This is a genomic window from Deltaproteobacteria bacterium, from assembly GCA_003696105.1.
Taxonomy (GTDB): domain Bacteria; phylum Myxococcota_A; class Polyangia; order Haliangiales; family J016; genus J016.
In genome coordinates, this window is sequence record RFGE01000347.1 from 24737 (window position 1) to 36522 (window position 11786).

11 protein-coding genes are annotated in these 11786 nt (G+C 71.7%); 6 read left to right on the top strand and 5 right to left on the bottom strand.

Going from position 1 to position 11786, the window contains the following annotated elements; genetic code table 11:
• Positions 1 to 5: 5 nt before the first annotated feature.
• The 3 genes from lspA (at position 6) to D6689_21590 (ending at position 2305) form a co-directional block, all read left to right on the top strand.
• Complete coding sequence (gene lspA / locus D6689_21580; GenBank protein RMH37021.1) at positions 6 to 521, top strand: signal peptidase II; 516 nt, start codon at positions 6 to 8, stop codon at positions 519 to 521.
• Positions 522 to 635: 114 nt separating this feature from the next.
• The gene (locus tag D6689_21585) at positions 636 to 1529 is read left to right on the top strand and encodes a prolipoprotein diacylglyceryl transferase (protein RMH37022.1); all 894 of its coding nucleotides are present in this window, start codon (positions 636 to 638) and stop codon (positions 1527 to 1529) included.
• Positions 1526 to 2305 (top strand): hypothetical protein, encoded by a 780-nt coding sequence (locus D6689_21590; protein ID RMH37023.1) that lies wholly within the window; start codon positions 1526 to 1528, stop codon positions 2303 to 2305. Before D6689_21585 ends, D6689_21590 begins: the two co-directional genes overlap by 4 nt.
• Here the strand turns inward: D6689_21590 and D6689_21595 are convergent.
• The 4 genes from D6689_21595 to D6689_21610 form a co-directional block, all read right to left on the bottom strand.
• On the bottom strand, positions 2289 to 3563 hold the full coding sequence (locus D6689_21595) for an anthranilate synthase component I family protein (protein RMH37024.1): 1275 nt from the start codon (positions 3561 to 3563) through the stop codon (positions 2289 to 2291). The two genes, D6689_21590 and D6689_21595, sit on opposite strands and share 17 nt — an antisense overlap.
• Positions 3560 to 4429 (bottom strand): CDP-diacylglycerol--glycerol-3-phosphate 3-phosphatidyltransferase, encoded by an 870-nt coding sequence (gene pgsA / locus D6689_21600; GenBank protein RMH37025.1) that lies wholly within the window; start codon positions 4427 to 4429, stop codon positions 3560 to 3562. Before pgsA ends, D6689_21595 begins: the two co-directional genes overlap by 4 nt.
• Positions 4395 to 5858, bottom strand: coding sequence for a tetratricopeptide repeat protein (locus tag D6689_21605; GenBank protein ID RMH37026.1), 1464 nt, complete (start codon positions 5856 to 5858; stop codon positions 4395 to 4397). The genes pgsA and D6689_21605 overlap by 35 nt, the downstream gene beginning before the upstream one ends.
• Positions 5859 to 5944: 86 nt before the next feature.
• Positions 5945 to 6571 (bottom strand): DUF4124 domain-containing protein, encoded by a 627-nt coding sequence (locus D6689_21610; GenBank protein ID RMH37027.1) that lies wholly within the window; start codon positions 6569 to 6571, stop codon positions 5945 to 5947.
• A 55-nt stretch (positions 6572 to 6626) separates the two neighbouring features.
• Between D6689_21610 and D6689_21615 the strand changes: the two genes are divergently transcribed.
• Together D6689_21615 and D6689_21620 are read left to right on the top strand one after the other, a co-directional pair.
• Complete coding sequence (locus D6689_21615; GenBank protein ID RMH37028.1) at positions 6627 to 8222, top strand: L-aspartate oxidase; 1596 nt, start codon at positions 6627 to 6629, stop codon at positions 8220 to 8222.
• A gap of 177 nt (positions 8223 to 8399) precedes the next feature.
• On the top strand, positions 8400 to 9167 hold the full coding sequence (locus tag D6689_21620) for a hypothetical protein (protein ID RMH37029.1): 768 nt from the start codon (positions 8400 to 8402) through the stop codon (positions 9165 to 9167).
• Between the two features lie 30 nt (positions 9168 to 9197).
• Here D6689_21620 and D6689_21625 read toward each other — a convergent pair whose 3' ends face one another.
• Positions 9198 to 10766 carry a response regulator gene (locus D6689_21625; protein RMH37030.1) on the bottom strand — a complete coding sequence of 523 codons (1569 nt, stop codon included), beginning with the start codon at positions 10764 to 10766 and terminating at the stop codon, positions 9198 to 9200.
• Positions 10767 to 11077: 311 nt separating this feature from the next.
• Here D6689_21625 and D6689_21630 point away from each other — a divergent pair, with 311 nt between their 5' ends.
• Positions 11078 to 11563: a CarD family transcriptional regulator gene (locus D6689_21630; GenBank protein RMH37031.1), complete on the top strand. Its 486-nt coding sequence runs from the start codon at positions 11078 to 11080 to the stop codon at positions 11561 to 11563.
• Positions 11564 to 11786: the final 223 nt, after the last annotated feature.

The window sequence follows — 11786 nt, forward strand, 5'->3', positions numbered from 1 at the left end:
GCGCCATGCCTCGCCGCTACAAGATCTTCCTGGCGTTTTGCGCGGCCACGATTGCGCTCGATCAGGTCACCAAACTGTGGGCGCGCCGGCTGCCGACCGACGCGCGCGGCTACGGGATCCCACAGCCGGTGATCGACAACTTCTGGGACTGGCGGCTGTCGTTCAACACCGGCTCCGCGTTCGGCCTGTTCCACTCGGTCGACGGCGCGCGCATCTTCCTGTCGATCGTCGCGGTCGTCGCCGTCGTCGCGATCGTGTGGATGCTCGTCAAGGCGGCCGACGAGCAACGCTGGTTCGTGGTCGCGCTGGGCCTGGTCGCCGGCGGCGCGATCGGCAACCTCATCGACCGCATCGCGTTCGGCAAGGTCACCGACTTCATCGTGTGGAAGTACCACGAGCACGAATGGCCGACGTTCAACATCGCCGACGCGGCGCTGTGCGTCGGCGTCGGGCTGATGTTCCTCAGCGAGTTCAAGAAGGAGGGTCGCGAGCCGGTCGCCGCCGGCGATCCGGCCGACTGACCGGACCGTGCGGCGCCGACCGTTCGACGCCTCGCCCGCGCGCCGCGCTCCCGCGGCCGACCGGCGGCGGATTGCCCTGCCGGAGGTCGCGCGCGCCGGCGCCAACGCGCCGCCATGAAACCGATCCTGTTCGCCCCGTTCGGCGTCGAGTTCCCCGCCTATACGACACTGCTTCTGACCGGCTTTTTGGTCGCGGTCTGGCTGGCCCGTCGCGAAGCCGACCGGGTCGGCCTGCCGGGCGAAAAAATCGTCGACCTTGGGCTGGCCATGCTGGTCGCCGGCATCGCCGGGGCCCGCATCCTGTCGGTCCTCACCGACGGCATGCTGATGGACTTCGTCCACCTGTGCACCGACCCGAAGCTCGTGCGCGCGCGCGATGCACTGGTCGACACGTGCACGGCCGACGCGCAGTGCGGGTTCGACTATCTGTGTGACCTGGCCACCCACCGCTGCTACCCGCCGCGCGACTGCCTCGCGGCGCTCAAGTTCTGGAACGGCGGCCTCACCTACTACGGCGGCCTGATCGCCGCGGTGCCGGCCGGGCTGTACCTCGCGCGCCGGTGGAAGCTCGGCGCGCTGCGAACCGCCGACCTCGTCGCGCCGTATCTGATGATCGGCCTGTTCTTCGGCCGCCTCGGTTGCTTCTTCAACGGATGCTGCTACGGCGCACCGACCGACTCGTGGGTCGGCGTCGTGTTTCCGCCGCACCCGGACCGGCCGCACGTGCCGCTGCACCCGGTCCAGCTGTACGAGGCGGTGGCGGTGCTCGCGATCGCCGCGGTGCTGTACGGCGTGGTGCGGCCGCGCCGCCGCGCCGACGGCGAGGTGTTCGGCTGGATGCTGGCGCTGTACGCCGTGTGGCGGTTCGTCGTCGAGTTCTGGCGCATCGACCAGCGCGGCGGGCTCGGCCCGCTGGCGACGTCCCAGTGGCTGTCGATCCCGCTGGCCACGGCCGGCGGGTGGCTGATTTGGCGAGCCCGCCGCGCATCCGCTACGATCGGCGCGTGAACCGGATCGCCGCGATCGCCGTCGCGCTGGCCGCGTCCGCCGCGTGCGCGGACGAGGCGGGCACGCACCCGCCCGGCGGCGGCGGGGGCGGCGGTACGGGCGGTCGCATCGACGCGGGCGCGGATGCCGGCGCGGGCGAGCCCGACGCGGCGCACGCCGCGGCCATCGCCGGGCGCCTGTGCGAGGCGACCGACCTGCGCGCGCCGACCGCGTGCCCCGCGGGCGCCGACTTCTCCGGCACGGTGGTCGCCAACGCGACCACCGGCGACGCCGCCACCGCGGCGGCCGACGGCCGGTTCGAACTGCCGGCGGCGCCGGGTCTGCGCGCCGCCACCTTGCGGCTCGCGCCGGGAGACGCGGTGTACCGCGCGTCGCTGGCGCCGATCGTCCTGCGAGACGACGGCACCGCCGGCCCGCTCGACCTGCCGGTCGTGCCCGAGGAGGACTGGGCCGCTCTCACCAGGACGATCGCGGCGCCCAACGCGCTCGGGCTCGCGGCCATCGTCGTGTACGCGGTCGACGGCGGCGCGCCGCTGTCCGGCGTGACCGTGGCCGCGGGTGCCGGCGAGGGCGAGGTCTACTACGACGACGGCGGCCCGCTGAGCTGGGACCAGGACGCCGCCGGCACCGGCGAGGCCGGCGTCATCCTGATCGCGGGCCTGTCGCCGTCGGACCCCGATCGCGACCTGTCGCTCACCGACGGCGTCCGCTCCGTCACCCTGCCGGCCGTCCCGATCGAAGCCGACGCGATCACGTTCGTCACCGCGCCGTTTTAGCTCGCGGCGCGCTCCGGTCGCCGGCGAGCGCGGCGCGCCACGCGGCGGCCTTCTCCTCGGTCTCCTCGTACTCGCGCGCCGCCGTCGAGTCGGCGACGATGCCGCCGCCGACGCACAGCGCCAGCTGCCCGCCCGCGATCGTCGCGGTGCGGATCGCGATGGACAGGTCGATCGCACCGCCGGGACCGATCCGCCCGATCGCGCCGCAGTACACGCCTCGGCGGAACGGCTCGAGCTCGTCGATGATCTGCATCGCGCGCACCTTGGGCGCGCCGGTGATCGATCCGCCCGGAAACGTCGCGCGCAGGATGTCCGCGACTCCGACGCCCGGACGCAGTCGACAGCTCACCGTCGACACCACGTGGTACAGCGTCGGCAGTTCGACGACGCGCGCGAACGAGTCGACGGCGACGCTGCCCGGCACGGCCACGCGGCCGAGGTCGTTGCGCTCGAGGTCGACGATCATGAGGTGCTCGGCGCGCTCCTTGGCGTCCGCGGCCAGCTCCGCCGCCGCGTCGCGATCGCGCGCGGGATCTCCCGTGCGCCGGCGCGTCCCCTTGATCGGGCGGGTCTCGAGCCGATCCGACCCGGGCGCGCGGTACAGAAACCGCTCCGGCGACGCCGACACGACGCGCACCGCCGGGGTGTCGAGCACGGCGCCGAACGCGCACGCCGACCGCGCGATCACCGCGGCGTATAACCCGAGCGCGTCGCCGCCGGCGACGACCGGCGCAACCAGCCGGCGCGCGAGGTTGACCTGGTAGACGTCGCCCGCGCGGATGTACGCGAGCGCGCGCGCGACGGCCGCCTCGTAGTCGCCGCGCCGCGCGCCGTCGACCAGCGCGCCGAACCGCGGCGCGGCGACCGCGGGCGGCGGCTCCGCCGGGTCGGCCGGAAAGCGCGCGACCGCGTCCGGCTCCCACAAGCCGAACCACAGGTCCGGCTCGACCCCGGGCCGCGGTGCGAACGCCCCGCGCTCGATCGTGCGGCCCAGGTCGTACGCGAGGTAGCCGATGGCGACGCGCGCCGCGGCCAGCTCCTCGAGCGCCGCCAGCGGGTCCGCGTCGGCGCGCGCGATCGCGCGGCCGCGGCGGTCGCGGACGACCACGCGCCGGCCGCGCGCCTCGATCGTCTCGATCGGATCGGATGCGACGTACGACATCTGGCCGCAGCCATCGTCGTCGCGCGCGCTGTGCAGCAGCACCCGGCCCGGCCGGCCCGCGCGCGCCGCCGCCTCGGCGAGCGCGCCGCCAGTCACGCGCCGCTCTCCCCGCCGCCGGCGTCCCCGCCTCGCCTCGCGCGCCGCTGCCGCCTCGCCGCGCGCCGCGCCCGCCTGCGCGCCCGCCGCAACGCGGCGAGCTTTTCCCGCCGGCGTCGAAGCCGCTCCTTGACCATCGCCCGCGTCACCCCGCGCGCCGCCTGCTCCGCGGCCTGCCGTTCCGCCGCGCGGACGAAAAACCGGAAGTACTCCGCCGCCGACAGAACCGACATCACGAGCGACAGATACAGCAGATAGATGCCGACCTCGTGAAAGTCGAGCGCGTAGTCGAACAGCAGGATGCGGTAGCGAAAGTGAATCAGCAGAAATACGATTCCCGCCGACTGTAGGGCCGTCTTGGTCTTGCCGCCGGCGCCGGCCGCGATGACCAACCCCTGCTGCGACGCGATCGCGCGCAGCCCCGTCACCGCCAGCTCGCGCGCCATCAATACGACGACGAGCCACGCCGGCGCGCGGCCGCGATCGACGAGCACGACCAGCACCGACAGCACCATGAGCTTGTCGGCCAACGGGTCGAGAAACTTGCCGAGCACGGTGACCAGTCCCATGCGCCGCGCGAGGTAGCCGTCGATCAAGTCGGTCACCATCGCGGCGCAAAACAGCAGCGCCGCGAGCGCCGACAGTCGCGGACTGTAGTTGTCGACGCACGCCAGGACGCCCGGGATCATCGCGATGCGCGCGAGCGTCAGCAGGTTCGGAACGTCGGAAATCTCGTCGCGCAGCGGGCGGAACGGCTGGCGAGGGCGGGTCACGGTGCGGCCACTGCGTTTGTCGATTCGTGGGGAAGAACGGGAGCGCGGTACGCGGCGATCACGGCGCGGTCGGCCCCCCCCGGCCCAGCGCATCGTCCAGCAACACGATCCCCTCGCCGCTGCACTCGACGAACAATGCCGACTCCTCGCCGCCCGCCGCCGGCGCGACCACGCGCGGGACGACGCGGCCCACCCAGCCGGCGAGCGCGTCGACGTCGACGTACAACACGCGGGTCGGCCGCAGCTTGACCGCGAGGACCGGCGCGGCGGTGCGCAGCGCGACACATCCCTTGCCGCGAAACTGGACGACCGCGATCTTGGCGTCGGAGCCGGGAACGTAGCCGTTTTCCCAGCGCAGCCGGTCCTCGAACGCATAGACGAGATCCTCGCGGACGTACAGCGCGTCGTCGTCGAGCGCGACGGCCGAAAACCGCGCCCCGAGCGGCGACGCGACCAGGTGGCCGTCGCCGGTGACGATGAACATCGGCCGTTCGCCGCCGAACGGCTCGTCGGTGACGGCGCCGCGCACCTTGCGCGTCGCCGGCTCGTACGCCAGCTCGCCGCCGGACACGATCACGCCCTCGGTGCGCGACAGGATGCGCCCGCGCACGCGGACGACGAGCACGCCGCCGGAGCTGATCTCGAACGGATATTCGCTGTCCTCGGGGCGGATCAGCTGCTGCGTGGCGAAGCGCGACAGCGGCAGCGGCGGCTCGTGACCGATGGACGCGGGCCGCGCCATCTGCTCCGCGTCGCGCGCCGGCGCCGCGGCCTCGAGCGCCTGGGTGATGGCTCCCGTACGGCTCTGGGCGGCGCGGACCGCACCGTCGGTGGCGCGCGCCGGCTCCTCGTCGAACTCGCGCGCCGCCGTTCCCGCGTCGGTCGCCGCCCGGTCGCCGGCGCGGGGCGCGTCGCGGCCTGGCACCGCGTCCGCTGCCGGCGGTGCCGCGACCTCCGCATCGGACACCCGCGCGGCGCGGCGGCGGCCGGGCTCGGTCCCCGCGGGCGCGGCCGTGCCCGCGAGCCGTGCATCGACCTCGGCGATCTGCGCGGCGGTCAGGTGCGGCCGCATCTCGTCGGCCAGCTCTCTCTGGCCGACCCGGCGAAACGCCTCGTACGCGGCGAGATAGTTGCCGCTGCGCGCGTAGGCCAACCCGAGGTAGCTCACCGCCTTGTCCATGCTCGGATCCAGCTCGCGCGTCCGCTCGAGTTCCGCGATCGCCCGGTCCGCCTGCCCGAGCTTCAGGTACACGAGCCCGAGGTTGAGCCGGTACGACGCGTCGGACGGGTCCGCGGCGACGAGCTGGCGGTAGGCGTCCAGCGCCGCGTCGTAGGCCTGCAAGCGAAAGCATACGAGCCCGAGCAACCCGAGTGCCTTCGTGTCGCCCGGGCGCGCGGCGAGCGCCGCCTCGAGTTCCCCGCGCGCGTCGGCGAGCCGGTCGCGGCGAAGCAGCGCGCCGGCCGCCGTCAAGTGCCGTTCGAACTTGTCGTCAGCGGTGCGCACAGCGGGCGAGTCCGACACGGCTCGACTCTAAAGGAAACTCGCCGGGTGCGCCAGACGACCGCCGCCCGCGCCGGTGCCGCAGCCCCGGCAATGGCGCCGCGCGGTCACCGCAGGCCGCGGTAGCGATAGTAGCGATCGAGCACGGCGCGCACGTAGCGCCGCACGCGCGGAAACGGCGGCACGCCGCCGTAACGCTCCACCTTCGTCGGCCCCGAGTGGTACGCCGCGATGGTGCGGACGAGGTCGCCGTCGAACCGGTTGGCGAGCACGCGCAGATAGCGCACGCCGCCGAGGATGTTAGTGCGCGGGTCGTGCGCGTCGTCCACGCGCATGTCGGCGGCGGCCGCCGGCATCAGCTGCATGAGGCCGCGCGCGCCGGCCGACGACACCACGCGCGGATCGTAGTCCGACTCGGTTTCGATCACCGCGCGGATCAGTGCCTCTGGAATGTGGTACAGCGCGGCCGCCTCGCGGATGTAGTCGTCGTAGCGGGTGCGGCGCTCCGGCGACCGGTCGCGGGCCGGGACCACGTCGCCAGTCGGTCGGCCGGCGCGCGCGCGGCGCGGCGCCTCGCGCAGCACGCGCTTCCACTTGCGCCGGTCCTTGCCCCGGGGCCGCACATTCGTGAAGTGCACCACCCCGTCGGCATCGGTGTACGTCCACACGTCCGCGGCGGCGGGGGACGCGGCGACCGCCAGGGCCGCCGCCATGGCGAGCGGTGCGAGGCGCACGCCGCCATCGTAGCAAGGCCCGCCGCGGGTCGCAAAAACCGGCTATGGTGCCGGCGTGAACTCCATCGAGACCGACTACCTGGTCGTCGGCAGCGGCATCGCGGGGCTGTACTTCGCTTTGCGCGCCGCCGAACACGGCCGCGTCGTGGTGGTCACCAAGAAGCGGCCAGACGACACCGCCACCGCGATGGCTCAGGGCGGCGTCGCGGCGGTGTTCGGCCCCGACGACTCGATCGAACAGCACGTGCGCGACACGATCACCGTCGGCGACGGGCTGTGCCGCGAAGCGATCGTCCGCATCACGGTGTCCGAGGGGCCCGCCCACGTCGAACAACTCGCGCGGCTCGGGGCGCGCTTCGACACCACCGACGCCGGCGAACTCGAGCTCGGCCGCGAAGGCGGGCACACCCGGCGCCGCGTCGTCCACCACAAGGACACCACCGGCGCCGAGATCGAGCGCGCCCTGCTCGCCGCAGTGCGCGCCCACGACCGGATCGAGATCCGCGACCACCACATCGCGGTCGACCTGTTGTCGATGGCCAAGTACGGCGAGGAGCCGGCGTGCTTCGGCGCGTACGTGCTCGACGCGCACACTCTCGAGGTCGTGCCGATCGTTGCGCGCGCCACGGTCTTGGCGAGCGGCGGTGCGGGCAAGGTCTACATCTACACGTCCAACCCGGACGTCGCCACCGGCGACGGCGTCGCCATGGCGTACCGCATCGGCGCCGACATCGCCAACATGGAGTTCGTCCAGTTCCACCCGACCGTGCTGTACCACCCGCACGCCAAGTCGTTCCTCATTTCCGAGGCGCTGCGCGGCGAAGGCGGCATCCTGCGCCGCGCCGACGGCAGCACGTTCATGGAGCACTACCATCCGATGAAGTCGCTCGCGCCTCGAGACGTGGTCGCGCGGGCGATCGACCACGAGATCAAGAAGACCGGCTCCGAGTCGGTGCTGCTCGACGTCACCCACCTGGACGCCGAATTCGTCAAACGCCGGTTCCCCAACATCTACGAGCGATGCCTCGCGCTCGGCATCGACATCACGCGCCAGCCGATCCCGGTCGTGCCGGCCGCGCACTATCTGTGCGGCGGTGTCCTCACGGACGAGCACGGACGCACGAGCGTGCCGCACCTGTACGCGATCGGCGAGACCGCATGCACCGGGCTGCACGGCGCCTGCCGGCTCGCGTCCAACTCGCTGCTCGAGGGGCTCGTATTCGGCGCGCGCGCCGCCGAGGCGGCCCGCGACGAACCGCGCATCGGCCCGAAGCGGGTGGCGCCGTGGACGTCTGGCGACGCGACCGACTCCAACGACGCGATCGTCGTCGCGCTCAACTGGGACGAAATTCGCCGGTTCATGTGGTCGTACGTCGGCATCGTGCGCAGCAACAAGCGCATCGAGCGCGCGCGCCGCCGCATCGAGCTGTTGCGGCAGGAGATCAACGAGTACTACTGGGACTTCAAGGTCACGCCGGACATCGTCGAGTTGCGCAACCTCGCGCTCGTCGCGCACCTGATCATCGAAAGCGCACACCGGCGCAAGGAGTCGCGCGGGCTCCACTACACGGTCGACTACCCCGCCAAGGACCCGCGGTACGCGTGCGACACGGTGCTCAACCGGGCGCGCGACAACGTCGCGGCCCGCTGACCGCCCGGCGTGTCCGTTCACGCAGCGGTACGTGAACATTCCGCCACATCGTCCGCGCAACAGCCTGAAATTACGTCATCCAGCGCGCTGGCATCGCGCTCGCAACATCCCCGGGCGACAGCTGGGCGAAGCAATTTGACAAGACGGACGGCCACGCGTCGCCCAGGCCCGCCGGGGATGGTCCCCGGCGGGTTTGTTTTTGCCCGCGGCCGGCGGCCCGCCGCGCGCCCGCGGCCGGATTCGCGCTACAACAGCGGCACCGTGCGCCGTCCGACCCTCGCCGCCGCGCTGCTCGCCGCCACCGTTCAGTGGGCGTGCGGCGGCGCGGCGCCGAGCGAACCGCGCGCGGCCGACGGAGTCCGCGCCTACCTCGCCGCCGCGCGCACGGGCGACGCAGCAGCCGCGTGGGCCCTGCTCGCCGACGACGTGCGCCGCGCGCTGCGGCACGACCAGTTCGTCGCGGCGTGGCGCGCGTTCGCGCGCGAGCGCAGGCGGCAGGTCCGCGATCTCGCCGGCGCGGTCGCCGACGGGCGCGACGTCGACGAGCGCGCCACCGTGGTCTACGCGGACGGCACGCGCGTCGGCCTGCGCTACGAGCGCGGCCGCTGGCACATCGACACGCCGCTCGTGGCGGGCGCCGCCGCGCCGACCGCCGCCGATGCCATCGCAAGGTTCGCCGCCGCGCTCGACGACCGCGACTACGCGGGCGCGATCGCGCTGCTGAGCGAGCGCCGCCGCGCGGCGCTCAATCGCTTCGTCGACGAGTTTGCCGGCAGCCTGCGCGATCAGTCCGCGCGGGATGCGATTCAGTTCACGGGGGACGACCGCGCGGTGTTCGAGTGGGACGCCGACGGGACGCGCTACCGCATCTTCGTCGTCCGCGAGGGCGACCAGTGGCGCATCGACGACTTCGACGTTCAGCCCGCGCCGCAGCCGTCGCCGTGACGCCGTCCGGCGCGCGGCCGCGCCGTGCGGTCAGCGGTCTTCCGATTGCATGTTGGCGATGAGCTTGCGCATGAACACTTCGATGTTCTCGCGCAGCGCCGGGTCCGGGCAGTGCGGCAGCGACCGCCGCCACGTCTCGATCGCCTTGGCGGAAAAGCCCTTCTTGTAATAGAGGTAGGCGAGCCGCGTGAGCGCCGGGAAGTAGTCGGGTTTGAGGTCAACCGTCGCCTCGTACTCGTCGATCGCCTCGTACAACAGCGACTTCTTCTGTAGCAGGTTGGCCAACACGAAGTGGTGCTTGGCCGACAACGGGTCGTCGCTGAGCCCCTTGCGGAGAAGCTCCATCGCCTCGTCCACCTTGCCGGCGCGATACAACTCCAGGGCGCGCTCGAACCCGTCGTCGGTGTTGGCGCGACCGGCGGTCTTGCGCCGCGTTCCCAGCAGGTCCTCGATCTTGCGCAGCAGGCGGTCGGTGTTCAGCGGCTTTTCGAAGTAGGCGTCGGCACCGTAGCGGCGCAGCACGTCGTCGGTGACGCGCCCCGAGTCGATCACCGCCGACATGAGGATGACCGGAATGTTGCCGTACCGGCGGCTGTTCTTGATCGCGCGGCACACCTGGAACCCGTCGATCTCCGGCAGCATCACGTCGATCACGACCAGGTCGGGGGGATCGGACTTGATCAGTTGTACCGCCTCCCCGCCGCCGGACGCCGTCGCCGTGACGTACCCGGCCGGCTGCATCACCTTCACGAGCAGGTGCCGCGTCGCGAAGTCGTCGTCGACGATGAGCACGCGCGCCGGACCGTCACGCTTGGCGCGATATTCGACCGCGTCCCCCTCGTCGAGATCGATGCGATCGCGCCGCCCGCCGAGCGTCAGCTCGACCGCCGACAGCGGCGTCGCGGTGTCGGCGCGGCCCATTCCGGCGCGCTCGTCGACGGGCGTCATCCCCTCGACCGTCGATAGATCGTCGCCGGCATCGATGATTTCGAGCAAGTCCTCGTCGCGGATCTCCTTCGTGATGTCGCCGAACACCGCGTCGTGCGCGACGGCCTCCTCGTCCGTCGCCGGCAGGGCGTCCACGTCGGAGACCACCGCCATGAACCCGTCCGCCGGGACGTCGCCCGCGAATTCGGCGCCAATCCAGTGCGACTGGCGCCGGGCGCGCGCCGCATACGCCGTGCGAATCGCGCGGGCCAGCGCGATGTGTAGGGCGACGTGGACCACGACCGCCTTTCCCCGCACGAACTCCATCTCGCGCAGCGCCTCGCGCCCCCGCCGCGGATCCTCGACCGCGACGAACACACGCCGGTCGTCCTCGTAGACCGGTAGCATCGCATGGCGCAGCGCCTGGTCGGCGGAGAACCCGTCGAGCACGTCGAGCCGGATCACCGAACGGCCGAGCACGACGCCGGGAACGCCGCACTGCTTCGACAGCGCGCGCACGAGCGCCTCCTCGGTCGCGTGGCCGAGCACGTAACACAAAGACGCAAACGGCAGCGTCCGGCGCTGGCAATCCAGCACGTCGGCGAGCGCCTCCTCGGTGAGCTCCCCGCTGCGGAGCAACACCCGCCCGACCGGATCCACTCGGTGCCGCATCCTGCCTTCCACGGTATCAGAGGCGGTGCAGGCGCGTCCTCCACGCCTGGCTAGTCAGATTGCCACACCCCCGTGCGAGTCCGTTACACATGTAACTTTCTGCTATGGTTATGAAAACTGAAAACCGCTGGGGATACCGGGCCGGGTGGGCGCGCCAACCTGGCACATGCTCGAATCGGCTCCACGGCCCAGTTTTTCCCGTATCCACCGATAATTCAAGCGTTGACCGAGCGACTTCGGCCCGTGGCACCCAACTTGCTTGCCGTGGGCCGCCAAGCCCCATTCTAAGCCCGCACCGGGAGGTTCGTTTCATGGAGTTCAAGATCGGCGACAAAGCTGTCTACCCCGCGCAGGGCGTCGCGGAGGTGATTGGGATCGACAACAAGGAGATCAACAACACCGTCTGCTCGTTCTACGTCCTGCGCGTGCTCGACACCGACATGCAGATCCTCGTGCCCAAGGACAAGGCGGACCAGGTGGGGCTGCGGCCCGTCGCTACCGAGGACGAAGTCGAGGAGGTGTTCGACATCCTGCGGGAGACCGACGTCCACATCGACAAGCAGACGTGGAACCGCCGCTACCGCGGGTTCATGGAAAAGATCAAAACGGGATCGCTGTTCGAGGTGGCCGAGGTGTACCGCGACCTGTACCGCCTCAAGAGCACGAAGACCCTCAGCTTTGGTGAGCGCCGCATGCTCGATACGGCCAAGAACCTGATCGTGAAGGAGCTGTCCGTCGCGCGCGACTGGAGCGAGCAGCAGGTCGAGAAGGAACTCGAAAAGGCGTTCGCGGCGTAACCCGCACCCGCGGCCAGCGCCCTCACCTGCGCCGCCGGCGGCGGCCGGACTCGTCCCGACCGGCGACCTCGGAAAAAGGCACCCGCGCGGTGCCTTTTTGTTTTCGGTACCTTGCACGTACGGTGAGCCGCGCGCTACTGTAGGCCGTGGGAGGAAGCCCTCGGATGCAGGTGCACGTGGCTCAGGCGCAAATCACCAACCTGCCCGTGGACGCGATCGTCAA

What these genes read in the sequence shown, in the direction of transcription:
- pgsA (RMH37025.1), bottom strand. Translation starts at nt 4,429, where the DNA reads ATGCGCTGGGCCGGGGGGGGCCGACCGCGCCGTGATCGCCGCGTACCG.
- D6689_21625 (RMH37030.1), bottom strand. Translation starts at nt 10,766, where the DNA reads ATGCGGCACCGAGTGGATCCGGTCGGGCGGGTGTTGCTCCGCAGCGGG.
- D6689_21620 (RMH37029.1), top strand. Translation starts at nt 8,400, where the DNA reads ATGGTCCCCGGCGGGTTTGTTTTTGCCCGCGGCCGGCGGCCCGCCGCG.
- D6689_21585 (RMH37022.1), top strand. Translation starts at nt 636, where the DNA reads ATGAAACCGATCCTGTTCGCCCCGTTCGGCGTCGAGTTCCCCGCCTAT.
- D6689_21630 (RMH37031.1), top strand. Translation starts at nt 11,078, where the DNA reads ATGGAGTTCAAGATCGGCGACAAAGCTGTCTACCCCGCGCAGGGCGTC.
- lspA (RMH37021.1), top strand. Translation starts at nt 6, where the DNA reads ATGCCTCGCCGCTACAAGATCTTCCTGGCGTTTTGCGCGGCCACGATT.